Annotated in this window: 30 protein-coding genes and 1 tRNA gene; 18 read left to right on the top strand and 13 right to left on the bottom strand. The window is 59.1% G+C overall.

The genetic code is table 11. The annotated features are described in order from the left end of the window. Nucleotides 1-23: 23 nt before the first annotated feature. The 3 genes from ACXWTF_RS00775 to ACXWTF_RS00785 are packed head-to-tail and all read left to right on the top strand — an operon-like array spanning nucleotide 24 to nucleotide 1,589. Nucleotides 24-476, top strand: coding sequence for a rhodanese-like domain-containing protein (locus ACXWTF_RS00775; RefSeq protein WP_461713142.1), 453 nt, complete (start codon nucleotides 24-26; stop codon nucleotides 474-476). Then, on the top strand, nucleotides 473-1,180 hold the full coding sequence (locus tag ACXWTF_RS00780) for a cytochrome c biogenesis CcdA family protein (protein ID WP_461713143.1): 708 nt from the start codon (nucleotides 473-475) through the stop codon (nucleotides 1,178-1,180). The genes ACXWTF_RS00775 and ACXWTF_RS00780 overlap by 4 nt, the downstream gene beginning before the upstream one ends. A 10-nt stretch (nucleotides 1,181-1,190) precedes the next feature. Next, nucleotides 1,191-1,589, top strand: coding sequence for a thioredoxin family protein (locus tag ACXWTF_RS00785; RefSeq protein WP_461713144.1), 399 nt, complete (start codon nucleotides 1,191-1,193; stop codon nucleotides 1,587-1,589). A gap of 3 nt (nucleotides 1,590-1,592) precedes the next feature. Here ACXWTF_RS00785 and ACXWTF_RS00790 read toward each other — a convergent pair whose 3' ends face one another. Continuing rightward, on the bottom strand, nucleotides 1,593-2,156 hold the full coding sequence (locus ACXWTF_RS00790) for an NUDIX domain-containing protein (RefSeq protein ID WP_461713145.1): 564 nt from the start codon (nucleotides 2,154-2,156) through the stop codon (nucleotides 1,593-1,595). A 107-nt stretch (nucleotides 2,157-2,263) separates the two neighbouring features. Between ACXWTF_RS00790 and ACXWTF_RS00795 the strand changes: the two genes are divergently transcribed. Next, nucleotides 2,264-3,055 (top strand): GTP cyclohydrolase I, encoded by a 792-nt coding sequence (locus ACXWTF_RS00795; RefSeq protein ID WP_461713146.1) that lies wholly within the window; start codon nucleotides 2,264-2,266, stop codon nucleotides 3,053-3,055. A gap of 10 nt (nucleotides 3,056-3,065) precedes the next feature. Further along, entirely contained in the window at nucleotides 3,066-3,617 is a 552-nt protein-coding gene (locus ACXWTF_RS00800; protein WP_461713147.1) for a 6-carboxytetrahydropterin synthase, read from the top strand. 261 nt (nucleotides 3,618-3,878) lie between these two features. Here ACXWTF_RS00800 and ACXWTF_RS00805 read toward each other — a convergent pair whose 3' ends face one another. After that, nucleotides 3,879-4,277, bottom strand: a complete 399-nt coding sequence (locus tag ACXWTF_RS00805; protein ID WP_461713148.1) for a NifB/NifX family molybdenum-iron cluster-binding protein — start codon at nucleotides 4,275-4,277, stop codon at nucleotides 3,879-3,881. Nucleotides 4,278-4,365: 88 nt separating this feature from the next. Here ACXWTF_RS00805 and ACXWTF_RS00810 point away from each other — a divergent pair, with 88 nt between their 5' ends. Together ACXWTF_RS00810 and ACXWTF_RS00815 are read left to right on the top strand one after the other, a co-directional pair. Next, on the top strand, nucleotides 4,366-7,488 hold the full coding sequence (locus ACXWTF_RS00810; RefSeq protein WP_461713149.1) for an efflux RND transporter permease subunit: 3,123 nt from the start codon (nucleotides 4,366-4,368) through the stop codon (nucleotides 7,486-7,488). A gap of 12 nt (nucleotides 7,489-7,500) precedes the next feature. Further along, nucleotides 7,501-8,208 carry an efflux RND transporter periplasmic adaptor subunit gene (locus ACXWTF_RS00815; protein ID WP_461713150.1) on the top strand — a complete coding sequence of 236 codons (708 nt, stop codon included), beginning with the start codon at nucleotides 7,501-7,503 and terminating at the stop codon, nucleotides 8,206-8,208. A gap of 10 nt (nucleotides 8,209-8,218) precedes the next feature. Here the strand turns inward: ACXWTF_RS00815 and ACXWTF_RS00820 are convergent, their stop codons facing one another. From ACXWTF_RS00820 to ACXWTF_RS00835, 4 genes are read right to left on the bottom strand one after another with little or no spacing between them, the layout of a single operon-like run. Further along, nucleotides 8,219-10,174 carry an EAL domain-containing protein gene (locus ACXWTF_RS00820; RefSeq protein WP_461713151.1) on the bottom strand — a complete coding sequence of 652 codons (1,956 nt, stop codon included), beginning with the start codon at nucleotides 10,172-10,174 and terminating at the stop codon, nucleotides 8,219-8,221. Beyond that, the gene (locus ACXWTF_RS00825) at nucleotides 10,140-10,700 is read right to left on the bottom strand and encodes a hypothetical protein (protein WP_461713152.1); all 561 of its coding nucleotides are present in this window, start codon (nucleotides 10,698-10,700) and stop codon (nucleotides 10,140-10,142) included. The genes ACXWTF_RS00820 and ACXWTF_RS00825 overlap by 35 nt, the downstream gene beginning before the upstream one ends. Next, a complete protein-coding gene (locus tag ACXWTF_RS00830) occupies nucleotides 10,700-12,820 on the bottom strand; it encodes a TonB-dependent receptor (RefSeq protein ID WP_461713153.1) in 2,121 nt (706 codons plus the stop codon). Before ACXWTF_RS00830 ends, ACXWTF_RS00825 begins: the two co-directional genes overlap by 1 nt. Next, nucleotides 12,820-13,395, bottom strand: a complete 576-nt coding sequence (locus tag ACXWTF_RS00835; protein WP_461713154.1) for a GNAT family N-acyltransferase — start codon at nucleotides 13,393-13,395, stop codon at nucleotides 12,820-12,822. The genes ACXWTF_RS00830 and ACXWTF_RS00835 overlap by 1 nt, the downstream gene beginning before the upstream one ends. A gap of 287 nt (nucleotides 13,396-13,682) precedes the next feature. Here ACXWTF_RS00835 and ACXWTF_RS00840 point away from each other — a divergent pair, with 287 nt between their 5' ends. Further along, a complete protein-coding gene (locus ACXWTF_RS00840) occupies nucleotides 13,683-14,171 on the top strand; it encodes a GNAT family N-acetyltransferase (RefSeq protein WP_461713155.1) in 489 nt (162 codons plus the stop codon). Nucleotides 14,172-14,246: 75 nt separating this feature from the next. Then, a complete protein-coding gene (locus ACXWTF_RS00845; RefSeq protein ID WP_461713156.1) occupies nucleotides 14,247-14,699 on the top strand; it encodes a hypothetical protein in 453 nt (150 codons plus the stop codon). 7 nt (nucleotides 14,700-14,706) lie between these two features. Here the strand turns inward: ACXWTF_RS00845 and ACXWTF_RS00850 are convergent, their stop codons facing one another. After that, the gene (locus tag ACXWTF_RS00850; RefSeq protein WP_461713157.1) at nucleotides 14,707-14,832 is read right to left on the bottom strand and encodes a hypothetical protein; all 126 of its coding nucleotides are present in this window, start codon (nucleotides 14,830-14,832) and stop codon (nucleotides 14,707-14,709) included. Nucleotides 14,833-14,962: 130 nt separating this feature from the next. On the opposite strand from ACXWTF_RS00850, the gene ACXWTF_RS00855 reads away from it, so the two are divergent. Then, nucleotides 14,963-16,183 (top strand): diguanylate phosphodiesterase, encoded by a 1,221-nt coding sequence (locus ACXWTF_RS00855; protein ID WP_461713158.1) that lies wholly within the window; start codon nucleotides 14,963-14,965, stop codon nucleotides 16,181-16,183. A gap of 79 nt (nucleotides 16,184-16,262) precedes the next feature. Here the strand turns inward: ACXWTF_RS00855 and ACXWTF_RS00860 are convergent. From ACXWTF_RS00860 to dnaG, 3 genes are all read right to left on the bottom strand, one after another. Next, nucleotides 16,263-16,338, bottom strand: a tRNA-Ala gene (locus ACXWTF_RS00860). A gap of 66 nt (nucleotides 16,339-16,404) precedes the next feature. Beyond that, on the bottom strand, nucleotides 16,405-17,394 hold the full coding sequence (locus tag ACXWTF_RS00865) for an argininosuccinate synthase domain-containing protein (RefSeq protein ID WP_461713159.1): 990 nt from the start codon (nucleotides 17,392-17,394) through the stop codon (nucleotides 16,405-16,407). 38 nt (nucleotides 17,395-17,432) lie between these two features. Further along, entirely contained in the window at nucleotides 17,433-19,091 is a 1,659-nt protein-coding gene (gene dnaG, locus ACXWTF_RS00870) for a DNA primase (RefSeq protein WP_461713160.1), read from the bottom strand. A gap of 208 nt (nucleotides 19,092-19,299) precedes the next feature. On the opposite strand from dnaG, the gene ACXWTF_RS00875 reads away from it, so the two are divergent. From ACXWTF_RS00875 to ACXWTF_RS00905, 7 genes are all read left to right on the top strand, one after another. Then, entirely contained in the window at nucleotides 19,300-19,947 is a 648-nt protein-coding gene (locus ACXWTF_RS00875) for a ferritin family protein (protein WP_461713161.1), read from the top strand. Between the two features lie 11 nt (nucleotides 19,948-19,958). Further along, the gene (locus ACXWTF_RS00880; RefSeq protein ID WP_461713162.1) at nucleotides 19,959-20,834 is read left to right on the top strand and encodes a sulfurtransferase; all 876 of its coding nucleotides are present in this window, start codon (nucleotides 19,959-19,961) and stop codon (nucleotides 20,832-20,834) included. Nucleotides 20,835-20,905: 71 nt separating this feature from the next. After that, nucleotides 20,906-21,118 carry a 30S ribosomal protein S21 gene (rpsU, locus tag ACXWTF_RS00885; protein WP_345970281.1) on the top strand — a complete coding sequence of 71 codons (213 nt, stop codon included), beginning with the start codon at nucleotides 20,906-20,908 and terminating at the stop codon, nucleotides 21,116-21,118. 36 nt (nucleotides 21,119-21,154) lie between these two features. Beyond that, complete coding sequence (locus ACXWTF_RS00890; protein WP_461713163.1) at nucleotides 21,155-21,538, top strand: response regulator; 384 nt, start codon at nucleotides 21,155-21,157, stop codon at nucleotides 21,536-21,538. A gap of 51 nt (nucleotides 21,539-21,589) precedes the next feature. Next, nucleotides 21,590-22,753 carry a formate-dependent phosphoribosylglycinamide formyltransferase gene (purT, locus tag ACXWTF_RS00895; RefSeq protein WP_461713164.1) on the top strand — a complete coding sequence of 388 codons (1,164 nt, stop codon included), beginning with the start codon at nucleotides 21,590-21,592 and terminating at the stop codon, nucleotides 22,751-22,753. Then, nucleotides 22,753-23,682 carry a D-2-hydroxyacid dehydrogenase gene (locus tag ACXWTF_RS00900; protein WP_461713165.1) on the top strand — a complete coding sequence of 310 codons (930 nt, stop codon included), beginning with the start codon at nucleotides 22,753-22,755 and terminating at the stop codon, nucleotides 23,680-23,682. The genes purT and ACXWTF_RS00900 overlap by 1 nt, the downstream gene beginning before the upstream one ends. After that, a complete protein-coding gene (locus tag ACXWTF_RS00905; RefSeq protein ID WP_461713166.1) occupies nucleotides 23,675-24,091 on the top strand; it encodes a YqaA family protein in 417 nt (138 codons plus the stop codon). The genes ACXWTF_RS00900 and ACXWTF_RS00905 overlap by 8 nt, the downstream gene beginning before the upstream one ends. Here ACXWTF_RS00905 and ACXWTF_RS00910 read toward each other — a convergent pair. Next, nucleotides 24,088-24,651 (bottom strand): CDP-alcohol phosphatidyltransferase family protein, encoded by a 564-nt coding sequence (locus tag ACXWTF_RS00910; RefSeq protein WP_461713167.1) that lies wholly within the window; start codon nucleotides 24,649-24,651, stop codon nucleotides 24,088-24,090. The two genes, ACXWTF_RS00905 and ACXWTF_RS00910, sit on opposite strands and share 4 nt — an antisense overlap. 63 nt (nucleotides 24,652-24,714) lie before the next feature. Here ACXWTF_RS00910 and ACXWTF_RS00915 point away from each other — a divergent pair, with 63 nt between their 5' ends. Further along, on the top strand, nucleotides 24,715-25,062 hold the full coding sequence (locus ACXWTF_RS00915) for a hypothetical protein (RefSeq protein WP_461713168.1): 348 nt from the start codon (nucleotides 24,715-24,717) through the stop codon (nucleotides 25,060-25,062). A 1-nt stretch (nucleotide 25,063) separates the two neighbouring features. On the opposite strand, the gene ACXWTF_RS00920 is transcribed toward ACXWTF_RS00915, so the two are convergent. Then, entirely contained in the window at nucleotides 25,064-25,417 is a 354-nt protein-coding gene (locus tag ACXWTF_RS00920) for a thioredoxin family protein (RefSeq protein WP_461713169.1), read from the bottom strand. A 17-nt stretch (nucleotides 25,418-25,434) separates the two neighbouring features. Next, nucleotides 25,435-26,349, bottom strand: a complete 915-nt coding sequence (locus ACXWTF_RS00925) for an AEC family transporter (RefSeq protein WP_461713170.1) — start codon at nucleotides 26,347-26,349, stop codon at nucleotides 25,435-25,437. Nucleotides 26,350-26,368 lie beyond the last annotated feature (19 nt).

The following is a 26,368-nucleotide window of genomic DNA, read 5'->3' on the forward strand; positions in this document are numbered from 1 at the left end:
CTCATCCATAATGAAGGAAAAAAATGAGAAAGATCATACTGTTTTGTCTGTGCACCCTCGGACTCCTGGCCGATACGAATCCGGTAACTTATGATGATTATCTGAAAAGCTTTACCTATGAAGAGCGCAAGGCGATGAAGATCGACAGTGTCGAATTGGGTGTGATGCTAGAAGAGGGAACGGCCCAGCTGGTCGATATCCGTTTCAAGGAGGAGTACGAGGCATGGCATATGCCTGCGTCTATCAATATACCGCTCAATGAACTGCCGAAGCGGCTGAACGAGCTTGATAGGAGCAAAACCATCGTGACCGCCTGTCCCCACAAAGACCGGGCGATTATGGCGCGCACCTATCTGAGGCTCAAAGGCTTCGATGCCCGTTATCTCAAAGACGGTCTGGTAGGTCTGGCCGAGTATTGGCGCGGCGACAGCGCCCGTGAGTTCATCGAAGCGTACCGGAAGCTTCAGGTTAAATGATACTCGAGCAGAGCCTGGCCGAACTGGTCGGCCACTACGGCATTATCGCGCTTGCCGCCGCCTTCGGCATCGGGGTGTTGACCTCGCTGGCGCCCTGTTCAATCATTACATTGCCACTGCTCATCGGCAGCGTCCTCGGGCTCTCAGCGGAGATGACCCCAAGACAGAAACAGCGCTTCACGCTCTATTACTCCCTGCTCTTCGTCACCGGCCTTGTCATCAGTTTCTCCCTGCTGATGCTGACGGTGGCCAAGGCCGGGGCGCTGCTCAGCGTCGCGCCCTTCTGGGCCTACGCGCTCGCCGCCGCGGCAACCCTCCTGGTCGTCGCCTATGCCATGGGGTGGCTGGGGCAGATCGACAAGGCGTTTATTGCCGGCCGGCTGCTGAAGTTCAAGCTGGCGGGTGCGCTGCTCATCGGTATGATCTTCGGCCTGGTCAGCACGCCGTGCGCTTCGGCACCGCTGGCGGCCATCATCGCCGTGGCGGAACAGAGCGGCTGGGCCTACTCGTACGCCCTGGTGCTGCTCTTTGCGCTGGGACACGGTCTGCTTCTGCTGGCCGCGGGGATCTCCCTGGGGTTCGCCCAGCGGATGGCGTCGAGCCCGCTGCTGGCGCGGATCGCGAACGGGGTCAATGCCCTTTTCATCCTGCTGCTTGCGGCCATCGCGGTCTACCTGGCCTACCAGGCTTATCTTGTCTTTTAAAAGGGGTGATATGTTTCGAATGTTCTTGATCGGTTTTATGCTGCTGCTGGGCGGCTGCGGCCAGGAAAAAGCGTCCCATGAGTCGAGGCTGAACGTGACGCCGTATAACCTCGTCGCTCCGAAGATCGGCCGCGGCAAACCGGTGCTGCTTGAACTGGGCTCGACGTCGTGCCGAAGCTGTGAAGATATGGCGCGCACGCTGTACAGAATCAAAAAAGAGCATCCGCGCAGTGCCATCTACTTTATCGACATCCGGCGCGAACGGCAGGTGGCAGTGCAGTATGAAGTCCGCATGATGCCGACGCAGGTGATCCTTGACAGCAGCGGGAAGGTCGTCTACAGGCACATCGGGCCTTCGGAAACGAAAGAGCTGACCGAGACGCTCACGCGCTTCGGCGTCCTGCCGTAACTTCTACTTCGCGAAAAACCAGTAAAACGCGAACATCAGCCCCGGGGTTTTCGCCCTCTTTTCATCAAAAACAAAGGCGTTAGCCTCCGTGAGCGGGACCCACTCCAGTACGATCTCCTCGGTGTGGATGCCGCCGCCGTCGTGGGCACGCATCGTCTCGTCGATTTCGGCAAAATAGAGGTGCTGCTGGCCGCCGGAGATGCCGACGTTGGTAAAGAAGGAGGTGATCTTCTCGATCTTTTCCAGCGGGACGTCGTAGCCGCACTCCTCGTCGATCTCCTCCTTGGCGATCTGGAGCAGGGGGGCTTTTTTGTCGACGATCCCGGCGCAGAGCTCATATGTGAACAAGTGTTCAGGGTGGTTCATGTGCACCGGGGGGCGGAACTGTTTGACGAGGAGAAAGGCCTCACGTTCGGTATGGTAGAGGAGAACGGCGACGCTGTCGTGGCTCTTGACGGCCTCCCAGCTCAGCTCCCGGCCGTTTTGGGTGTAGAGGATGCGGACGGGGCGCACGAACGCCGGCGCTTCCAGGGGAATCGTCTCAAAGCGGGTAATCTTGAATGGCATGTTACAATCATATAAAGCAAAACTTAAAATGAAACCAGCGTCTAAATACGGGTGGACATGTTGGTATTTGGCTACTACAATGCCCCTATTATTTTAGAGGAGAAGCGATGGTCCCGACACAAGAGGAGCTTGACGCATTCGTCCGCGAACGGTTTTTCTGCCACTTCGGCCACGAGGATGAAACAAAACTCGCGCACGCCGTGGCGGAGTACCGCGCCGTGAAGGCGTTCCGCGTCAATGAAAATATCCATGAATCCGGTCAGCGTCTCTCGGAGGAGGGGCACTATGTCATGCGCCTCTATGCGATGTTTTACATGGGTCAGGTCCTCGATGCGTTGAAGATAGACCGCGAAGACCCCAACGTGATGGAAGACGCCGCCTGCGGCAACATCGGGACGGCGGGGCGCATCGCGAAGATGTACACCGGGGCCGTGCCGGAGGACGAGCGGGAGCTGATGAGCGGCCGCTGGAACCCCGAACCGCGCATGGCGACCTTCCCCAACAATGCGCAAACGCACGAGCCCGTCTTTGTCACGACCCAGCTCGATGCCGTCTGCAGTCACCACTTTATCCGGTTCGGGCAGGACCAGGCGGACAGGGGCTCCGTGGTCGTCGTCGGCTACATCCCGCGCGAGAAGCTCGGCGGCATCAGCAAGATCAACCGTTTCGTCAACTGGTGCGCGCGCCGCGGCTGGCTGCAGGAGGACCTGACCCGCTACATCGGCAAGAAGATCATGCAGGTCTTCGAGACGGACTCCGTCTATGTGGGGCTCTTCAACCTCAAACACGGCTGTACGGCCTTCCGGGGGGCGTGTGACATCAATGCCTCTACGTCCACAACCTACGTGACGGGCGCGTTCGAAAAAGACCGCAGCCTGATCCCGTTGAAGTTCCAGTGAGGCGGGCGGCATGACGTGGATTATCGACAAACAGTTCGACTTCTGTTACGGCCACCGGGTCTGGTCGCAGAGCCTGGAGACGGAGTACAGCCTCGATGACTGCCTGATGTGCCGCCACCTGCACGGCCACCAGGGACGGATCAAGATTTTTCTCGCCGCGGAGACGCTGCAAAACGGGATGGTGACCGATTTCAAACACCTCAACTGGTTCAAGCAGTGGCTCGACGCCACGCTGGACCACAAGTTCATCATCGACCGCAACGACCCGCTCTTCCCCGACATGATGTCGCACTACTGCACGGAGGGCACAATGGACGACAGCCGTTTTTTCCTGCATGACGAAGGGTACTGGACGCCGCGGCTGGAAGTCGTCGACGGCGAGATCGGTGCGATACGCGAAAAATACGAGGGGATGGTCATCGTCGATTTCGTCCCTACCAGCGAGCAGCTGACGGCGTGGATGCTGACAATAGTGCAGAAAAAGATGGCGCCGCTGGGCATCAGGGTGAACTCCGTCGAATTCTGGGAGACGCCGAAATCGCATTGTGAAATAAAAGCCTAGCGAAGGGTGCACCGCGAGGGTGCGACAAAGAAGGAAAAACACTGTATCCGGGAGTAAAAAGGAGTTTCAAAAACAGGAGGGTTCGTGAAAAAACCGGATACAGCTATAGGCATCATAGCGCTTTGGCCGCAATGTTGCCCCTGCTTTTTCCGTTGGATGAAAAAAATTAATCTTTTTTCAGGTTTCTACGCCACTGCACTGCACGGAGTGCCTTCAACTGCCGGAACTCTCCGGCATCGCACGGTGAGCGTGTAACGCCCCTCAGGCGAGCTGGGCGGAGACGCTGCGCAATACGGCTTCGGCCTTGGCAGGGTCGCCGTTGTACTTGCGGATATGTACGCCGTATTCGGCCATGGCCGCCGCGGTGTTTTTGCAGGCGCGGCTGACGACGATGAAGTCGCAGTCTTCGAGCGCTTCCCCCATGACGAGGTGCGCTTTGGCGTGGGCCTCGTCGTTGTCGTCGTGGGAGCAGTGGTGATGCTCGTCCTCATGATCGTGATCATGGTCGAGGTCGGTGCGGGGATTGGCCCGCAGCCCTTCAAGCTCGAAAGCACGGAACATGCCGGCGCCCTTGACGGTGTAGACGGCAAAAAAGGGCGTATGTCCGGCATTGCCGAAGAACTGGAGGGTCTCGTCTTTGACGGGGACGGCGACTTTCATAAGGGGCTCCTTACGCTGTAAAGTTAATTTCCGAAAATTATATCCCAAAATGCTTGACCAGCGGCAAACGGCGGCGATATAATCGCGTATGCTGAAAATCATTGAATACTTTATCCGCAACAAACGCCTCAACTACGTGCTGTTGCTCTTCGTGCTTTTTATGGGCGTCAATGCTTACGTCTCCATCCCCAAGGAGCTCTTCCCGCTGGTGACCCTGGACCGGGTGACGATCAGCGGCGGGTACGCGGGGAGCAGCGCGGACAACCTCGACAAGATGGCCGTGCGCGATATCGAGGATGCGCTGGGCAGCATCGACGGCATCGACAAGATTGAAACCGTCATCAAGCCCGGCAGTTTCGCGATCGTCCTGACGCTGCAGGAGGGGGCGAACGAAAACGACGCCCTCAACAAGGCCAAAGACGCCATCGCCAAGAGCCGGCAGTACCTCCCCTCGGACATGGTCGAACCGGTGGCGACGCTGGCGGTGCACAACCGCCCCCTCGTCTCCCTCTCGCTCTCCAGCGATACGCTGACGCACGGGGAGCTGGTCGAGGCGGCCAAGGCGATCAAGACCCGCTTCGCCCGCTACCCCAACATCAGCGAAGTGGTCATGTACGGGGACTCGGACGAGGAGGTCTCCGTCCGTCTCGATTCGCAGGCCATCGAAGCCCTCGGGCTCAGCCGCAGTGCCGTGACGTCGGCGATCGCCAACCTCTCGTACATCTACCCCATCGGGGATATCGAGCAGAAGGGGGACTTCGTCTTCCTCTCTACCGTTCACGGCAAGCCCGACGCCGCGGCGTGGGAAGCGACGATGCTCGGCGTCGGTGGAAAATACGTCCGCCTGGGCGACATCGCCCGCGTCGTGATCGAACACCCCCAGGATACGACGATCTCGACTTTCAACGGTCGTCCGAACATTACGCTCAATATTTCCAAGGGGGACAAGGGCAACGCCATCGCCCTTTCGCAGGAGCTCGTACGCTTTGCACAGAACATTCAAAGCGACTATCCGCAGATCCATTTCGACTTCTACCATGACACCTCCAAGCCGGTACAGAGCCGCCTGGAGACGGTGCTCTCGAACCTGATGTTCGGTCTGATGCTCGTTTTCCTCTCCATGGCGCTGCTCATCAATGTCCGTATCGCCTCCATCGTGGCCCTGGGGATCCCTTTCTCCTTTGCCATCGGCATCGTCTTCATCTATGTGCTGGGCTACTCCATCAATATCGTCTCCCTGCTCGGCGCGCTCATCGTCATCGGGATCGTCGTCGACGACGCTATTGTTGTGGCGGAGAATATCCAGCGCCATCTTAACGAGGGGATGGAGCGGCATGCCGCGGTGATGGCGGGGCTCAAAGAGATGATCCTGCCGGTCTCCCTGGCAACGGTGACGACCGTCGTCGCCTTTTTACCGCTCTTTATGCTCAGCGGGGAGATCTCCAAGTTCATCATTCTCATCCCCATCATGGTCATCATGATCCTGCTGGGTTCGTTGATCGAGAGTTTCCTTTTCCTGCCGCTGCATGCCGAAGAGGTGCTCAAGAAGCAGAAGAACATGGTAGACTGGACGCGGATCCAGAACGGTTACGAAACGATCCTTCACGGGCTGATCCGCTATAAAAAGAGCGTCCTCGCGCTCTTCCTGGTCACGGTACCGCTGCTGACGTTCCTGACGGTCAAGAGTATGAACTTTCAGTTCTTCCCGGAGCATGACGGCTCCTTTCTCTATGTGACCGGCAAGCTTGATATCAACACCCCGATCGAGGAGACGTCCGAAGTCGCCCAGGCGATCGAGCGGCGCATCCTGGCGGAGGAGGAGCGCTACGCGCTCAAATCGGTGTCGACGGTGACGGGTTCACGGGTCTCCATGGCCGGGGATGCGGAAACCGGGGAACACGTTTTCCTGGTGACGATGGAGCTTTACGACATGGTGCCGGACAACGTCTTCGACCGCTACCTCGCACCGCTGCTGAACTTCTCGTTCAACTACGACGACCCCGAAAAACAGCGTACAAAGCATACCTATGAACTGGTGGACGATCTCGAAGCGCTGGTGGCGCCGCTGCGGCAGCAGTATGCGTTCGAGGAGCTGGGCGTACGGGAACAGCGGGCCGGGGTCGTGCGCATCGACGTCCAGGTGAACTTCTCCGGGGCGGACGAAACGAAAACGATCGCGGCGATGCAGCAGGTGCAGTCGGCGCTGGAGAAGGTCAAGGGGGTCGTCTCCGTCAGCAACAACCTCGAACCGGGGATGCGGGAGATCCGGCTGCGCGTCAACGACTACGGCGAGCGGCTGGGGCTGAGCGAAGCGGAAGTGGCCCGCACCCTTGCCGCGTACTTCCTCGACAACCGCCGGGCGATGACCTTCAACGAGAGCGGGGTGATGGAGATCAAGACCCGTGCCCTCGAGAAGGACCGCCTCAGCACATTGGAGCGGTTCCAGTACCCGCTCTCCGACGGTACCTACGTCAACCTCGGTGATATCGTCACCTTTGAGAGCCGCCGCGATTTCAACCAGATTGAAAAGCGCGACGGCACGGTGGTGAAGACGGTATTCGCGAAGGTCAACAAGCGGGTCACGACTCCGTCGCAGGTCCTGAAGCAGATCGCCCCGGTCCTCGACGCCGTACGCGAAACGGGGGTCAAGGCGGAACTGTTCGGGGAGCAGGAGCGTAATGAGCAGCTGGCGTCGGATATGAAGCGTGCCGTTGCCGTCGCCCTCTTTTTGATGCTGATCACCCTGCTGTTCATCTTTTCGAAGATCAAGTACGCCCTGATCGTTATGTCGGTGATCCCCCTCTCCATCCTCGGGGCGCTGGTGGGGCACAAGCTGATGGGGATGAACCTCACCATGCCCGGGGTCATCGGGCTGCTGGGACTGGCGGGGGTCGTCATTAATGACGGGATCATCATGCTCGATTTCCTGCACGGCACCCATGATACCCGCGCCTTTTATGAACGGGCGAAGATGCGTCTGCGGCCGATTCTGATCACCTCCATCACGACCTTCCTGGGGCTGTTTACGCTGATCTTTTATGCGACCGGGCAGGCAGTGATCCTGCAGCCGATTGCCGTCTCCATCGGGTTCGGCCTACTGTGGGGTACGGTGCTGAACCTGCTCTATGTTCCGACGCTCTACGCCGTCATCAACGGGATCGGTCCCGTATCAATACCAGAGGACGAAGCGCACGGACGTGTTACTATTTAAGAGGAGAAAACGATGAAATATTTTTTGATGATGCTGCTGGCGGCGTTGCCGTTGGCGGCGGGGAGTTACAAGGCGAAGGTGGAGCCCTATGATGCGGCCACGGTGAGCGCAGAGGTCTCGGGGCGCATCGTCAAGCTCGACCAGCGTGACGAGCTCAAAACCCTCAACAAGGTTGTGATCGAGATCGATCACGCGCTTGATGACATCCAGCTGGCCAATGACCGCCGGAAGCTGAAGCTGCTGCAGGAGCAGACCGCCGTCAAGCAGGCGCAGTACGACAGCATCAAAGATCTTGCGAGCCAGAACCGCTTTACGAAAGACCAGTACAAGACCGAGCTGCTCGCACTGAAAATGCAGGCAGAAGACCTTAAAAACCTCATTGCCCAGCTGGAGGATACGATCGCCAAAAAGCGCATCGCGCTCCGCGGGCAGTACCTCAAAACCCTCTACGTTCGCCAGGGGGAGTATGTCGCCCCGGGTACGAAGCTGATGAAGGTCGAAGACCACGGCGGCGGGCGGCTGGTACTCTACATCGACGCGGCGGACCGGGCGATCCTGGACGATGCGAAGATCACGGTCGAGGGGAGCGGCAGCTGGAAGATCGAGAAGGCAGCTGAAAGTACGGACGAAACCTATGTCTCCTACTACCGCGTCGATCTCGTCAAGCGCGGCGACGTGCCGCTCGGGCGTGTCCTGACCGTCACGATCACCCGACCCTAGCGCCTGCCGTTCACGCGTTCGCGGCGGGGGAGGCCTCCAGCAGGTCCGGCTGGGGCGCACCCAGGTAGAAGCCCTGGGAGAATTGGATCCCCAGGCGCTGTACCGTCTCCAGTACTTTACGGTTGTGGACGTATTCGGCAATACAGGCGAGCTGCCGTTTCTGGGCGATGTTGACGATCGCCTCGACAATGAGGAGGCTGTTCTCGTCGCTGTCGAGGTTGCGGATCAGGCTGCCGTCGATCTTGATGTAGTCGATGTCAAGGTGCAGCAGGTGCTCAAAATTGGAGTAGCCGCTGCCGAAATCGTCGATGGCGAAACGGCAGCCGAGCTGCTTCATCGTATGGATGAACCGGGAGACCTCTTGGTAGTTCTCGATGCCCTCGGATTCGAGGATCTCGAAGGTGATCCGCTGTCCGACGCCGTGGGCGAGGATCTGCTCTTCGATGAACAGGACCGTTTTTTCATCCAGGATGTCGTCGACGGAGAGGTTGATGGAGAAAGAGTCGTCCCGGTCGGCGAAGTGGCGGCAGCATGATTCGATCATGATCTGGGTCAGCCGCAGATACAGACGTGCCTTTTTGGCGACGGGCAGAAAGTGGTTCGGCTGCAGGACGTTGCCGTTGGGCTCCACCAGCCGGATCAGGCATTCGTAGCTCTTGACCGCCAGGCTTTCGTTGTCGAAGATCGGCTGGTAGTACGCGACAATCCGCATTTCGTCGATGGCGGATTTGAGCCGCCGCAGCCACCGCATATTCTGCTCATAGACGTGCTCAAGGTTGAGGCTTTCGTCGTAGATGACGAAGGGCTTATGCCGGCTCCGCGCCGATTTGAGGGCAATGTCGGCCTTCTCCATCCCCTTGTCCATACTGAGGCTGACCCCCGCGGTGACCCGGATGCTGTGCTCGGCTTCTTCGTAGATGATCACCATGGTCTCGACTTCGGCGATCAGGGTGGCAATCAGTGCTTCGACATCGTGATGCCGCATCGTTTCGCTCTGCAGCAGGGCGAATTCGTCGGCAGAGAGCTTGTAGAGCGTCATACCGGGGAAGAGCCGTTCCAGGAGGCCAGCAAGTTTGATCAGGACGTGGTCGCCGACGATATGGCCGTAAAAATCGTTGATCTGCTTGAAATCGTCAATGTTGATGAGCAGGAGGGTCCCCGGTTTGGACGCATCGATGTCGGTCATCAGCCTGGTGCGGTTGGGCAGTCCGGTGAGGCTGTCGGTATAGAGCTGGCGGCGAAGCTGGGCCGTCTTTTTACTGACCTCTTTTTCGAGATTGTGCGCCGTGTTTTCCTGCTGCCTGGCGTAGGTGGTGATACGTTTGTTCATCTCCCGCAGCGCTTCGGAAATGCGCCGGATCTCGTCGTACTTTTCGGAAGGGGGGAGCGTGAGCGGTTCCCCGGGTTTGAAACGGTTCGCGGCGGCGGCAATGGCCCTGAGGGGCATGAAGCTGTGGTGCAGGAAGAGGGCGAAAAGGATGCTGAGGAAGGCGAGGCCTCCTACCACCGAGACAATAATAAGGTTATACCGGTGGGCCATCTGGTTGAAATGGGCACTTGAATAGACAAGATTCAGGTTGGCGAAGGGTTCGCCGCTGACGGGGTGCAGCAGGGGTTTTTGGACGTTGAAACACTCTTCGGCGGTGCGGCAGATCTGATCGTTGTGGCGTACATCGGCAAGGACGGTCTCCCCCCGGCTCAATTTGAGTGCGAGAATGTTGGGGTTGGAGGCAAGCTGCCGGACGAGTTCGTTGATGCTGCCGTCGAGGCTGAGGTAGAGGTTGACGGCGAGCAGCGGTGCGACCGTATTGGCAATCAGTTCGGCCTTCTCTTTTTCGACCGTGTAGAGGGCGTTATGGCTCGCCTCCCTGAAGAAGAGATAGACGAAAAGGAAGATGACGACAAAGGCCAGTACGACGGAGATGACGACCCTATTTTGGAGCGAGGCCGGTTTCTGCTGTTCCATCGATGAACCTTACAATCTGATAGAGTGACTCCGAAAATTCTATGCCATATTCCGACAGCGCTTCACGGTTAAGATAAACCCGTGTGGTACGCTCGATCCCTAGGCCAAAAAGCAGCCCCTGCTTCAGTGATGCCATATTGTAGGCAAAGGTGACGATCCCGTGCGCCTTTGCGAAGGCGGCCGCTGGGCGCATCTGCGTCTCGGAGTGGAGCATCAGCAGGGCGCTCGCCTTGGTCCCGGGGCCTAATTCCCGATATTGTAACATAGTCGCCTCAAAGGGGTAGCCCTCGATCGTACCGGGGTAGAGCCGCTGCAGCCGCTTGACGAGTTTCGAGGCCACGGCACGGTCTTCTGCCTCGTAGACGATGCCAAAGCGGATGCGGCCGTCGATCAGCAGGCTTTCGGGCTGCTTTTTCAGCAGCAGAAGCTTGGGAAAGATGATGGTTTCGGCGTTGAGCTGCAGGGTGTTGTAGTGCAGGGCGAACCCGGAGGTGCAGAGCAGGAGCAGCAGCGTCAACAAGCGCATCAAAACTCCTTCGTCAGGGTAAGGAAGAAGGTTCTGCCTTCTTGCGGATAGTCGTTGACGTAGGTGTAAGGTTCCGAGGGATAGACGACTTTGGCGTCGGCGAGGTTTTTCACGCTGCCCGTCAGGGAGAAGTGCGCAGAGGGGTTGTCGTAGCGCAGGGAGAGGTCCGCCGTCAGGTACGGGTCCGTGTCCTCCCTGGGGTCCCCGTCGACCCGGCTTTTCGCCCCGACATATTTGACGATCGTTGCGGCGCTGATCTCGGGGGTGAATTCATACAGATAGCTCCCTTTGGCGAGGTGGCGGGCGACATTGGCCAGCGCGTTGCCCTCGGCGGAGTGGCCGTTGACGTAGGAGTAGCCGACGTAGAGGCGGTCGCGGGAGGTGACATTGGTCCGCAGCTCCAGTTCCAGGCCGTAGAGTTCGGTGTCATGGGCGTTGCGGAAGATCCGTGCCCTGGTGGCCTCGTCGATCTGGTTCTTGTCGATCTGGTCTTTGTTGATGAGGTAGAAGAGGTCCGCCTGCAGATAATTGAGCCCGCCGAATTTGCGGATAGCGGCCAGTTCGAAGGTATCGACGGTCTCCGGTTTGAGGTCGGGGTTCCCGAGGCCGGAGGCGGTGTTCATGACGAAGAGCTCCTGCCAGGAAGGGTTGCGGTGCGAATGGCTGTAGATCGCCTTGTAAATATGCTCCCGGTCCTGTTGGAAGACGAGCGAGACCCGGGGGTCGAACTGGGTGTCGGTCAGGGAAGTCTTCTCGATGTTGATACCGTAGAGGATGCTGATCCGGGGGCCAAGTTCCATCTGGTCCTGAATGGAGGCCATGACGGTATCGCGTTTCGCGTCCGGGTCGATAAAGGGGAGGATGTCGCTGTAGTCGACCATGCCGACCCCTGTATCGCGATTGGTCGTTTCGGTGACGACGCGGTAGGTCTCTTCGCGGGTGAGGCGGTAGCCCAGTGTGATCTTGTGCGCGTCAAAGCCGCTGTAGGTGAGGTAGCTGCTTTGATAAAAGGCGCGCTGGCTCGCTTTATGGATCCCGGTAAACCCCTCCGGGTAGGTCGTCGTCAGCAGCGGGTTGCTGAGGCTCGGGGTCTCGAAGCCCGGGGGCAGCAGCAGGGCATCGCTTTCGAAGGCGTCGTATTTCGCCCCGAGACGGATATCGGCAGCGAAGGCACCGGCATCGGGCTGCCAGCCCACCTCCGCCAGATAGCTCGGAATAAAGGTACGGTCGTCCTTGCGCGGCAGCATCCCGTTGATCCCGTAGGCGCTTCCGTGCTTGAAGGAGGTGCCCCTGGCCTTGAGGTAGAACGCATCGTAGTCGAGTTTCAGTCCGAGTGCATAGCTCTCCGCCTGCAGGGGGGCTTTGCCCGTCTGTGCCAGCGGGGTGTTGTCGATGGTATAGAAGGGGGTTGTGAAATTCCACGCCCCCGTCGCGGCGGAGTCGGGGCCGCTGCTGATGCGTTTGTTGTCGTTGAGCACGTAGCCGTCGAGGTGGAAGTGGAGTTCCCCTTCGGTAAGCGAAGTCGCAAACCCGGCGGCAACGGAATCGTACGAACCGGCTTTGGCGAAGGCGCGGTTGACCTTGCCGGTGACGGCAAACTCCTCTTCATAGGTGATGACGTGGATCGTCCCGGCGTAGGCGTTGACGCCGTCGGTCATGCTCCCGGGACCGCGGATCACTTCGATACGCTTGATGGTCTCGACCGGCATGTAGAGGTAGCCGGCGAAGCCGTCGTAAAGGAGGTCGTTGGCGACCATGTCGTCGATCAGCAGTTTGACCTGCCCGAAGGCGAAGGGGTTCGACCCCCGGAAGATCGGCGTTTTGGCATCAAGGAGGTTGGTGCCGAAATCGACCCCCGGGAGGAGTTCCAGCGCCTCTTGCAGGTTCTGGACTCCCAAGCGTTCGAGCTCTTTGCCCTCAAGGGTCGTAATGATATAGGGCTGGTAGGGCTCATTTTCCTTTGTCAGGGTCGCCACTTCGGTCACGCGGTTGAGGTCGTGGACGATCTGGTCGGTCAGGGAGGCGATCCTGGGCAGGGTGTCGAAGGAGGAGGGCGTTTCGGTCGCCCCGGAAGCGGCAGCGAGGCAGAGGGTGAGGAGGAGAGAGAGCGGGGCGCGCATCAGTCGGCCTTGTGCAGCAGCTCGGGGTTTTCGGCTTCGAGTTCTTCGGTATACATGATGCAGGGGAAGCGCCGCCCGACATAGTCCTGCTCCTCACCGATGGGCTTGTAGGGATACTTGAACATATTCAGCAGTTTGAGAAACGGCCGCTCCAGGCCGCCGTAGGTGTACTCGATGCCGAGCGCCTTGCCTTTGAGGTATACGATCTCTTTGAGCCCCTGGAAGAGGCGCTTGGTCTCCTGAATGCCCCGCTTTTCCGCATTGACGAAGATGCGTGAAAGCTCGGCGACTTTGTGGGGTTCCAGGGCCGCCGGATCGATGTCGCATCGCATATGGTTCGCCGTCGGGTACCCGATAGGGGAGTTGTGAATGAGCCGGACGCAGGCCGAGACCTCCCCGTGATCGTCAAAGGCGGCAAAGTGCATAGCGTAGGCGTCGTATTCGTCCGTTTCGCGGCCGGGTTCGCAGTAATCGAGGCTGTCGACTCCCAGTTTCTCACAGACGATCTTGTAGCGGAAGGCAAACACTTTTTCCAGCTCCTCCTCGGTTCTTGCTTCGACAAAAGTGGTTGCCATTTTTTCTCCCGCGCTCCAAATGATGATATGAATAGTATCATAGCATAGTGCCTGTAAATAATAAAAACATAAAATAACAACAATTTTGTCTCTCAAAATAGTGATATTTCTGCTGATCCCTTTGGCGGACACCGCCTTTTTTTACGCGAAATTGGTTATGCTTGAAGGGGAAAAGGCCAGCAAAGCCCCGTCGGGGGATTAAACGTAGTCTGTGCTTACGTTCTCCCATGCCGGCGTTGCCGGACGCTGTGCGATTGAAAAATTTACCGTTGTAAAAGGCTGTAACAATGCGTATTGTCCCGGTCACTTCACCCGAACAGATCGCTGTGTGCGCTTCCCTGGCGGAAACGATCTGGCGTGAGTTCTATACACCGATCATCGGAGCTGCGCAGGTGACCTATATGCTGCACTCTTTCCAATCCGTCGAAGCCATCACCGAACAGCTGGCAAACGGCTACAGCTACAGCCTCCTGTATGACGGCGGGAGGGCAGTGGGGTACTGTGCCACCGTCCCCGAAGCCGATGCGCTCAAAGTGAGCAAGCTCTATGTGCTCAGTACCGTCCGGGGAAAAGGCGGTGGGCACCTGATGCTGGAACACTGTGCGGCGGAAGCGAAGGCGCGCGGCCTTACACAACTCGTGCTGACCGTCAACCGCCACAACCCCTCGGTCGCCTTCTACGAACGGGAGGGGTTTACGAACAGCGGCCCCCTGGTCCAGGAGATCGGCGGCGGTTTCGTCATGGATGATTACGTGATGACCCGTGCGCTTCTTTGAAGGGCGATGGTGCACCTCAGAACGTAACGCGTGTTTGGCTACAATTTGCCGAAAGATTGGCAGCAGGAGAGAGAGATGATCAAAAGAGCAGTGGCGGCGGGATTGGCAGTGGCAGCGGTGTTGGGCCTGGGCGCCTGCAGCAAAAAGGCCCCCGATTGCGATGCGGAGGAAGTGGTCGCGTATCTGAAACATGACGACGGGGTGCTCAAAGGCTTTATCGAGCGGCGCTACGAACTCACCAAGGTTGTTGACGGCGGGCTCGAAGGGAACCGGCGCGAATGCAGCGCCGTCCTGACGACGACGGTCACCCTCAAAGAGGACCTCGGGACGATTATGGAGGAGGCGCAGAAGGCGAGTAAAAGCGAAGGGGTGTCCGGCCAGCTGATGGTCGGAAGCTACCTGATGGGGCTGTCGCTCCTGGGGCTGCAGAAGAAGGGGGACACAAGCGTCGACGAGAGCGCGTTGACCTACACGACCGCCTACACGGAAAAAGGGGAGTCCGTCATCACTGTGACGCAGGTGCAGTAACCGTCTGTCAAGCCTTGCCGGGCAGCGGCGGCGGGGGCGGCAGAAACGATGCAGCATCGCCTGTTTTGACGAACCTGATCTGCGGCCGCTGCCGCTGCAATATGATTTTTTTTAGGGTCGGTTTTTTCAGCATCTTGAAGCCTTTGAAACTATTGTAGCAAAGATGAAGTTAGGCAGCAATACGTTCAGCGCTGCCTGGCCTCTTCCCGGGCGGTGTGGTAAAGTAGTATCAGAGTTTAGATCGCAAGAGGGGGAGAAAGATTATGTCCCAGCTGATAGAACTGATCTACTGCAGTGCCGCCGCGCACCCTTTTGGCCGGGAGGAGCTGGCGCAGCTGCTCGCTGCATCACGAAGCAACAATGAAAAAAACGGCGTCTCCGGCATGCTGCTCTATGCGGAAGGGAGCTTCTTCCAGGTTTTGGAGGGGGAGGCGCCGACGGTCGAAGCGCTCTTCGAGACGATCCGGCGCGACCCGCGCCACAAAGCGGTCACGCTCATCATACGCGAACCCATCGCCAAACGTGCCTTCGAGGCGTGGACGATGGGGTATGCAGACATCACCCCCGATGAGGTGAATAAGCTCCTCGGCGCCAGCGACTTCTTTAGCAGGGAGTCCTCCTTTACCGCACTGGGACAGGACCGCGCGGTGAAACTGCTCGAAGCATTCAAGCAGGGGAGCTGGCGGGCCAGGCTGAGCGACAGCGATGCGACGTCGGCGGAAGTCATCCTGCCGACGGAAGAGACCCCGGCGTCACAGTCAGCCACGCTGGAGGGGTTGCCGCCACACCCCGACTACACCTTTGCTTTCCAGCCCATCATTGATGTCCGAAACGGTACGATCTTCTCCTACGAAGCCCTGCTGCGCGGCGTGAACAACGAGACGGCCGAGAGCGTGCTTCATCAGGTCGAAACGGACAGTCTGCACCGTTTCGACGAGGAGAGCCGTATCCTCGCCATCGAAATGGCCGCCCGGCTAGGGTTATCGACCCGATTGAACCTCAATGTCCTGCCCAGGAGCATCGGTATTTCACCGACGGCGGTCGCGTCTGTGCGTGAAACGGCCCGGCGGTGCGGTCTGCGCATGGATCAGATCGTATTGGAGATATTGGAGTGGGAGATCATTGATGATTTCGAGGCCTTCAAGACGCAGCTCGACCCCTACCGTGGTGTCGGGATGCACTTCGCCATCGACGATTTCGGCTCCGGTTATGCCGGCCTCAACCTCCTGGCCGAGTTCCAGCCCGACCTGATCAAGCTCGATATGGAGCTGGTACGCGGCATCGAACACAACGGCCCGCGGCAGGCGATCGTACGGGGCATTATCCGGACCTGTTTCGACCTGGGGATCGATATGATCGCCGAGGGGGTCGAAACGGTCGGGGAGTACCGGTGGCTGCACGGCGAGGGGATCGTACTCTACCAGGGGAACCTGCTGGCCGAACCGGCGTTCGAGGTGCTTCCGACGCGGTTCACAATTCCCTGATGCAACGGGAAAAGTGCAAAGCGTTTTGAATTATTTTGGAGTATCGTAAAAAATGAAGAGTGGAAATATTCGGTTTGGATGGTGGACCCTACCGGGATCGAACCGGTGACCTCTTCGCTGCCAGCGAAGCGCTCTCCCAGCTGAGCTAAGGGCCCGGGAGATTTTTAAGAGGCAAAATTATACTTGCCGCTCACTTAAGGAAGTTTGAAACGACCCTCTGATCAGAGGATCGAGTACTTTGCCGCCTCGGCGCGGGCGGCAAGCGGGGTCGTCGTGACGGTTTCGCCGTTCACGTCGAGGGTATAACTCTCGTCCGGAGAGGTCTTGCAGTAGGTGAGGATGCTGCGGGCGGCGAAGGCGCGGTCGCTCTCGCTGGCGTTCTTGCTCAGCAGCACGTGCGGACCGGGGATGCCGACGGTCGTGATGTGCATGAACTTCGCGTTGTCGATCTCCTGCAGTTTCGCATTCTCCTCCTGGTCGCGGCCTATCACCATCTTGGCCCCTTCGGGCAGGCGGAAGTGGCGGCCCCATTTGAGCACGGGGATGTCCGGCACGTCGAACTGCTCGTCAAACTTGATGTAGTCGCGGATCTTGATGGCGAAGTTGGCGTCCGTCAGCAGGCAGCCGCCGCCCGGGCTCTCGTAATCTTCAAGGCCGAACTGTTCGGCGAGCTCCATCTGGCGTTCGCGGCTGCGGCCGAGGATCCCCTCGAGCTTGTCGCGGTCGACCCAACCCTCCTCTTCGGCGATGGTCGGCGCGAGCCGCTTGGCGCTCATCGGGCGCAAGAGAAGGCCGTCGACGTTGGCCTCGTTAAGGACCTTGATGAGGGCGTCTTTGTTCTGGCTCATCGGGCGCTGGCCGAGGACCTCGCCGCTGATGAGGAAGCTCGCGCCTTCGGCCTCCATGATGCGCTTGGCGACTTCGAACATCTTCGCATGGCAGTCGATGCAGGGGTTAAAGTGCTTGCCGTAGCCGTGCTTGGGGTCGAAGAGGACCGTCTGGAGGTACTCGCTCTGGATATCGATGATGCGCAGTTCCGCGCCGACCTGGTCACACATGTTCTGCATATGTTCGCGGCGGTCCTTGGTGGCGCCGAAACCGGTGTTGATGTTGCAGGCGATGACGTCGATCCCCTGGTCGATAATGAGCTTCATGGCAAGCGTGGAGTCGAGCCCGCCGGAGAAAAGCGCGATGGCTTTGCGTTTTGACATTGGTAATTCCTTGGTAAGGCACAGGAGCGGGAGAGCGCTTAGGCGTCGATTCCCACCAGTTCACCTTTTTTGAGTTTCGCAATTTTACCGAGAATCTGACGATTTAAGAAGTATTTTTTGTCGCTGGGGATGGAAGGGTCACGCATGACGGCCTGGCGGCGATGTTCGTAATATTTGCGCAGAAAGATCAGCAGTTCGCTCTTGAGGGTCTCGTCGTCGGGGAAAACGGGGACGGCTTCGTCCATGACGATGTGAATAAGTTCCGGGGTGCTGCTATCGCCCTGCAGGGCCGTGGCGAACTCCCGGGCGTGAAAACGCAGCATCTGCGGTGCGATGAAATCCAGCAGCGCATCGACGACGCCGGGGCGTTCCAGCACCGTTTTGATGAGGGAGAGCTCCCACAGGTCGCGGTGGGCGGCGGGCGCCGCGACGGGGGCGGTGGGTGCGGCCGTGCGCACCGGCTGGCTGCCGACACGCACCAGTCCGGGGGAGATGCCCATCCGCGCGGCGAGGTGGCGCTTGTACTCCTCCTGCATCAGCGGGGAGAGGGTTTTGAGGTAGGCGGTCGTCTCCGCAAGGGCCTGCTCCTTGGCGCGGGGAGTGACCAGGTCGTATTGCTCCAGTATCGTTTCCAGCACGAAGTCGATAAAGGGGCGGGTCTGCCGGAACATCGCGCCGAGCTCCTCGACGCGCCCCTCCTTGACCATGTCCGCCGGGTCGCGTCCCCCTTCGAAGAGGACGACGCCGCCGTCGAAGCCCGCGGCACTGAGCAGTTTCGAGGCTTTAAGCGCCGCGTTGCGCCCCGCCGCGTCGCCGTCGTAGGCCATGATGATGCGCGGCTCGCCTTTGCGCAGCAGCGGCAGGTGCTCGCTGGTGAGCGCCGTTCCCAGGGTCGCCACGGCCTGGGTGAAGCCCGCCTGGTGCAGCATGATGACGTCGAGGTACCCCTCGGTGACGATCATCTCCTTGCGCTTGTGGATGCTCTCGCGGGCGTGGTTGTAGGCGTAGAGCAGGCGGGACTTGTTGAAGAGTTTCGTCTGCGGTGAGTTGACATATTTGGCCTGGTGGCCGGTGATGGTGCGGCCGCCGAAGCCGACGATGGCGCCGTTGGGGGCGTGGATGGGAAAGGTGATGCGCTCGATGAAGCGGGCGTATTCGCGCCCCTCGCTCTCGCCTGCGACCCCCAGATCGACCGCTTCGGCCATGGAGAACTGGTTCTGCTTGATAAAAGCGAGTGTCAGGTGCGAAGCGGGGGCGTAGCCGATGCCGAAGTGTTCGATGCTCGACTCATAGATGCCGCGTTCGCGCAGGTACTGCATCGCCGTGGGTGTTTTGTCCAGCAGGCTGCGGTACCAGTCGTTGAGCTTCTCCATCAGCTGCGAGCGCTGCTGGCGCGGCTCGCCCTGGGTGTAGGCGAGGCTGTAGTTGTACTGCCCGGCGAGCTTCTCGATCGCTTCGGGGTAGGTGAGTTTTTCGTACTCCATGACGAACTTGATGGCGTCTCCGCTCGCCTGGCAGCCGAAACAGTGGTAGAACTGCTTGGAGGGGCTTACGGAGAAGCTCGGACTCTTTTCGTCGTGGAAGGGGCAGAGCCCCTTGTAGTTGGCGCCGGCCTTTTTCAGTTCGACATAGTTACCGATGACGTCGACGATGTCGATCCGGGATTTGAGCCCGTCGATGGAGTCCTGGGAAATCATAAGGGCATTTTAGCGCAATGTATCCCGCTGGGGGCTTCGAAATAAGAGAAGTATAAAGGATAATCTTTTTCCTTTAATAGTAAGTGGTGCAAAAGTCGACCCATCCTATAATGGTGTCTGTTTTGATCGTCTTGAGGCCGGCGCCGGGCCGTTTTGCCCGGAGTGTCATAAAGTGGCGGGTTGTCCGCCGGGAGCGAAGGAGCAGAAGATGAAACAGTATCAGACCTACAAATGCAGCGTCTGCGGAAATGAAGTGGAAGTGCAGCACGTCGGCGGCGGCACGTTGACCTGCTGCGGACAGGAGATGGCGTGCACCACCGACAACCTGACGGCGGTCAACCTGATGAAGGCGTTCGCCGGGGAATCGATGGCGCGCAATAAGTACGACCTCTTTGCGGATATTGCCCGCGATGAGGGGTGGCATGCGATCGAAAGCCACTTCCGCGAAGCGGCACTCAACGAGATGTGGCATGCCCGCGCGGAGTTCAAGGCCTACCACAAGCTTGTCGACGGCCAGGAGCTCGACACGACGATGAAGAACCTGGAGACGGGGATGGCCGGGGAACACTATGAGCATACGGAGATGTACCCGAACTTTGCCGCGATCGCCGAAGAGGAGGGCCACAAGGCACTGGCCCGTCTCTTTAACGCCATCGGCAAGGTCGAAGTGGAGCACGAACGCGAATATGGCGCGCTGAAGCAGGCGATGATCGACGACGGGTTCTTCCAGAGCGACGACGAGGAGATCTGGGTCTGCGAAGTGTGCGGCCATATCCACCGCGGCAAAAAGCCGCCCAAAGCCTGCCCGCTGTGCAAAGTGCCGCAGGAGTATTTCAAACGCGAACATCTTTACTAGGAAGGTCAATCTTGAAACGTATTTGGATAATGTTGACGGCGCTGGCGGCAACGCTGGCGGCGATGGAACCGGTGGTGACGGGCGAATGGCTTGTCAAGCATGGGGAGGAGAAAAACCTCGTGATCGTGGATGTTTCCGCCCCGGAAGCTTACGAGGAGGGGCACATCCCGGACGCACGCAACGCAAGTATCGAGCTTTGGCGCCAGGGCGTGGACCGGCACGCCGAAGTGCGCAGCGCCGCGGAGCTGCAGGCGCAGATGCGCCGCCTGGGCATCGGTGAGGATACGATGGTCGTCGTCTACTCCCACCACCTCGACAACAAGGACCTGCTGCGCGCGACCTATGTGCTCTGGGCGATGGCGTATGCCGGGTTCAAGAACAGCGCCCTGCTTGACGGCGGTCTTCCCGCCTACGCCGCTGCCGGTGGGAAGCTTTCCGCAACGGCGACGGCGGACGCAGCGGGCAGTTACACCGTCAAGACCGACGCCGGGATGATCGCGACGCTGGAGGAGGTGAGGGCTTCCCTGGGAAAAGTGGCGATGATCGACTCGCGCCCGGCGCGCTTCTACTTCGGCGCTGAAAAGCAGGGTGTACTAAAACGCGCCGGCCATATCAGCGGGGCGCACAGCTACTTCTGGCGCTATAACGTGACGCCGAAAAACCGCCTCAAACCGAAAGCGGAGCTCTCGGCGATGCTGGAGCAGGGATTGGGACTTGACAGGAATGCCCCCTTGATCGTCTACTGCACCGGCGGGCTGGAGGCGTCGATGAACTACTTTGTCGTGCACCGCGTGCTCGGGTTCGCGCAGGCGAAGCTCTACGACGCATCGATGAAAGAGTGGGGCAACCGCGACGACACGCCGATGCGCGTTTTCGTCTGGGAATAACCCCGCTTTGCATTCGGATGCGGATTGTGTTATACTTCGCGTCCAAATTTTAAAGAAAGTAGGTGATGTGAATGCCAGGTATCGTTCTTCGTCAAGACGACAACTTCGATGCTGCGTACCGTCGCTTCAAAAAGCAGACTGACCGTAACCTCGTTGTTACGGAAGCGCGTGCTCGCCGTTTCCACGAAACGGAAACCGAGAAGCGTAAAAAAGAGAAAATTGCAGCTCGCAAGAAAATGCTCAAACGTCTGTATATGATGCGCCGTTACGAGTCACGCCTCTAATCCCGAAAGCCTCCGGGCTTTTTGGATACTCCCACAATGAACCTCCTCCTTATCGACAAACAGGGCCTTGCCACTTACGCCAGAGAAGAGATCCTGCACGACCAGTACCACCATCATGTTGATTATGTCTTTACGTTCGAGGATTTTAAAGCCAAGTACGCCGTCGGAAGATACAACATTGTCATTGTGGATTTTGCCCTCGAAGCCGGTGTGGAAGCGTTGAAAATGATCGACAGTCTCGACCCGAAGCAGCGGGTCATCATCCTTAGCGCCATCGACGACTACAGCGAACACAAAGGGTGCGCCTACTGCGTGGAGCACCACAACCGCCGCCGCCTCAAAGAGCCCGTCAGTATCGCGGATCTTGCCAATCTCATCAAGAATTTCGACTACACGACCTGCGCCCATTACCACGACTGATTTTTAGCTCCCTTCGTTACAATTAGGCATCTGATTTTCAAGGATCTTCCGATGCTGTTTACCGCGCCGTTAAAAAGCAATTCCGTTCGTATCATGCTGCTGGGTTCGGGGGAACTCGGCAAAGAGGTCGCCATCGAGGCGCAGCGCCTGGGACTCGAGGTGATCGCCGTCGACCGTTACGAGGGGGCACCGGCCCATCTGGTCGCCCACCGCTCCCATGTTGTGAACATGCAGGACACCGAGGCGGTGCTGGAGCTGATCCGATCCGAGATGCCCGATTTCATTCTCCCGGAGATCGAGGCGATCAGCATCGATGCACTGTTCAAGGCCGAAGCGGAAGGGTTCCATGTCATCCCGAACGCCGAAGCGGTCAATAAAACGATGAACCGCAAGAACATCCGCAAGTTCGCCGCGGAGGAGCTGGGGCTCAAAACGGGGCCGTACGAGTTCGTCAAAACCCGCGAGGAGCTGGAGGCGGCGGCCGGGAGGCTCGGCTACCCTTGTGTCGTCAAGCCGGTTATGAGCTCCTCGGGCCACGGCCAGAGCGTGATGAAGAGCGAAGCGGACCTCGACCGCTCCTGGGAGATGGCCAAAGAGGCGCGCGGCGATGCGAGCGAGCTGATCGTCGAAGCCTTTATCGCTTTTGATTACGAGATCACGATGCTGACGGCGCGCAACGGTTTTGAGACGGTCTTCTGCGAGCCCATCGGCCATATCCAGCGCGACGGCGACTACGTCTTCAGCTGGCAGCCGATGCAGATGAGCGATGTGGCCAAGGAGCGGGCGCAGGCGATCGCCAAGGCGATCACGGACGGCCTCGGCGGCCGCGGTCTCTTCGGCGTCGAACTCTTCATCCAGGGTGACGAGGTCTACTTCAGCGAAGTGAGCCCCCGCCCGCACGACACGGGGATGGTCACCCTCATCACCCAGAGCCAGAGTGAGTTCGCCCTACACCTGCGCGCCGTCCTCGGCCTGCCGCTCGGCTTCACCTTCTACGGCGGCGGCGCGTCGGCGGCCTACAAGGCGACGGCGGAGTCCTTCGCCCCGGTCGTCGATGTGGACGATGCCCTTTTCGATGACAACAGCTACGTGCGGGTCTTCGGCAAGCCAGAGTCCCACCCGGGCCGCCGCCTCGCCGTCGCCCTGGTCTATGACGAGCCGGAGGCCGCGCTGGCCAAGGCCCGGACCATCATTGAAAAAGTAAGCGACCACTGATGAAAATCGTCCTGCTCGATACCCTCACCTTCGGGGAGACGGACCTCGGCGGTTTCGACGCTTTCGGCGAAGTCGAAGCCTTCGAGACGACGGCGCCGGAAGAGACGCTGTCACGCATCGCAAACGCCGACGTTATCGTCACAAACAAGGTCGTTATCACCGACGAAATGATGGCCGCGACCCCTTCGCTGAAACTGATCTGTGTGGCGGCAACGGGGACGAACAACGTCGATATCCCCGCCGCCGAGGCGCGCGGCATCGCCGTCAAAAACGTTGCGGGTTACTCCACCGACTCCGTCATCCAGCACACCTTCTCCATGCTCTTTTACCTGCTGGGCCACAGCCGCTACTACGACAGCTACGTCAAGAACGGCGACTGGTCGCGCAGCGAGGTTTTCACCCATGTCGGCCGCCCCTTCCATGAGATCAAAGGCAAGGTCTGGGGCATTATCGGCCTGGGCGAGATCGGCCGGGGCGTCGCCGCTGTTGCGAAGGTCTTCGGGGCGGAGGTGCGCTACTACTCCACCTCCGGGAAAAACGACAATCCCGACTACGAGAAAGTGACGCTCAGCCGCCTGTTGGAGGAGAGCGACATCGTTACCATCCACGCCCCGCTCAACGCTTCGACAAAGGGGCTTATCGGCCACTCCGAGCTGCTCATTATGAAAGACGGGGCCGTCTTGCTCAACCTCGGCCGCGGCGGGATCGTCGACGAGCGGGCCCTGGCGGCCATCATCGACGCCAAATCGCTCTACATCGGCCTCGACGTGCTTGAAAAAGAGCCGATGAGCGCGGGCCACCCGCTGATGGAAATCGAGCACAAAGAGCGCCTCTACATCACCCCGCACATCGCCTGGACCTCCGTCGAGGCGCGTGATGCCCTCATTGCCAAAGTGATCGAAAACATCCGTACTTTCGTCAATGCCTGATGCCTACGGCCCTCTGGGGCTGTTCCTTTCCGCTTTCCTTGCCGCGACCCTGCTGCCGTTCAGTTCCGAAGCCGCCCTTGTTGCCGCACTTTCAAGCGGGACGGAAAGCGGCGTGGCGCTGGCGGCGGCTTCCGCCGGGAATATCCTCGCGATCCTCGTCAACTACCTTCTGGGTTTCTGGCTTTACGAAAAGACCCATGCGAAACTGGAGCGGAGCAAAACGGGGCGCAAAGCGCTCGCTGCGGGGCACCGCTACGGCTATGCGGCCCTGCTGCTGAGCTGGCTGCCGATCATCGGGGACCCGCTGACCCTCGTTGCGGGCCTGGTGCGCCTGAACATTGTCTGGTTCATCCTTATTGCCGGCACGCTGCGGGTCGTGCGCTACTGGCTGATTGCCCAGGCGTTCTAGCGCCGGGAGTGAAGGTGCCACCAGGAGTGGATGTCCGTCTCCGGGACGTCGAGGGTCAGGGTGATGGCGATATTCTCTGTCGCTTCAAGCATGAGTACGGCGACGGCAACGTAGAAGGGCCACGAGAGGTCAAAGACAAGCAGGGCGAAGATCCCGAGGCTCATCACTACGGCGGAGACCTTGGTGATCCACGTATGGTAGCTGGCAAACCGTTTGAATTTCACGATACTGATCACGGCGGGGAGGATAAAGACGGCGACGGCCAGCAGGATAAAAGGGGCTTCGCGTTCGATGCGTTCGGGCCACTGCAGCCAGGCTCCGAGCACGACGGCCATATAGGTGGCGTAATCGCCGTAGCTGTCGAGCTTCGCCCCCAGCACGCTGGTTTGATGAAGCAGGCGTGCCAGGAAACCGTCAAGGGCATCGGAAAGCAGCATAAGCGAGAGGATCGTGAAGAAGGGAACGGCACTCTCCGCGAGCCCAGAGAGGACGAGAAACGGGGCGCAGGCCAGCCGGAAAAGACTGAGGATATTGGGGAGGGTCCATAACGTCGGTTTCATAGTTACCATTATAGTGAAACGGCCGGAAAATATGATACCATGTGAAAAAGCAAGGAGGCAGTGATGGCGGACGATCATAATAAAAATCAGGAGGAGATGCCGCATTTTATGCAGCGGCAGTACGGCAAGTCGGCATCGCAACTCGAAGCGTCCCACGAAGAGCTCTCCGACGTACGCAAGCAGATGATCCGCTTTGCCCTTGAGTTCCCCATCCGGGACATCCGTACCTATTCCGGGTACAAAGGGGACCTGCTGGTCGAGATCACGACGGGCAACGATGATATTCTCCCCGAACTCAAGGCCCATGCGGAGTCCCTGGGAATGGAAGTCGTCGTCAAAGAGCGCTACGATACCCGCATCCACGAGGTTTACTGCATCGTACCCGATGAAAATATCTACCGTCTGAAGTAGGCTACTTCCCGAACAGCCGCGCCAACAGTCCTTTCCCCTGCGCCTTTTCGATCATACGGATATAGCGCGCCGGGGCGGCGGCACCCAGTTCATAATCCTTTACCATTTTGTCCTTCGCCCCGATGCTGACGCAGAAAGGGACGCTGCGGATCTCGTACTTTGCGGCTAGTTTCGGGTTACGGGTGACATCGACCTTGGCGATCACCGCTTTGCCCTCGAAATGCTTCTCCAGGGCGGGCAGCTGCGAGAGCACCTGCTGGCAGGGGCCGCAGGTCGGGGAGTAGAAGTCGATAAAAAGCGGTTGCTCCATCTCCGCGACGAATTGTGAATAGGTGGCATCGGTCAGTTCAAGCATAGGGTCTCCTTTGAAGCTCAGATGGTGAGCCACGGCACGTAGCGCATGGCGGCGAAGATGATCCCCAGGAAGAGGACGGAGGTGATGAAGATGAGGGCCGTCAGTGCTTTTGGACGGCAGTCATACAGCGACGCCAGGTTGACGTTGGCGACGGCGAGGGGCATCAGCATCTCCATGAAGAGGATCCCTTTGACCATTTCCGGCAGGTCCGTCAGCGAGAGGATGGCGTAGGTGACGGCGGGGACGGCGAGGAACTTCAGTCCGTTCACCCAGCCGATGAGCACGCGGTTGAGCTCGGTGAGCTTCGTGTCATAGAGGTAGATCCCGAAAAGCACGAGCTGCATCACCATCGAGGCGTAGGCACCCATCGTCAGGGTCTCCTCGACCGTCCCGGAGGGGCGGTAGCCGCCGAGGTTCAGCGCGATGGCGACGAGGGCGGCCCAGAGCACGGGGAGTTTGACGATATTGAGCAGCGAATCACGTACGCTGAAGTTGCCGCGGGAGTAGTAGTAGACGCCGAAAGTGTAGACGAAAAAGACGTTGGCGAGGTTGATGATGGTCGTATAGGGGACACTCTCCTCGCCGAAAAGCGCGATGCCCAGCGGGATACCGAGGTTGCCGGTATTGCCGATCAGCGCGGCGACCGTCGCGATGGAACGCTCTTTCACGTCGGCAAAGAGCAGACGTGAGGCGAACATCGTCACGGCGACGAGGGAGAGGGTGATGCCGATGTAGAGCAGCGGCGTCTGCAGCAGCGTCGTGTCGATGGGGCGTTTGAGCAGCCCCCACAGGGTCAGGAAGATCTGCAGGAAATAGACCGAGAGCAGGGTGATGGTGCGCTCGTCGATCTGCTCTTTGAAACTGCGTTTGGCCAGATAGCCCACGCCGATAAAGAGGTAGATCCCCAGCACCGAGACGATGGCGGAATTCATGCCGTGATTGTACTATAAT

The sequence above is a fragment of the Thiomicrolovo sp. ZZH C-3 genome (assembly GCF_054862725.1).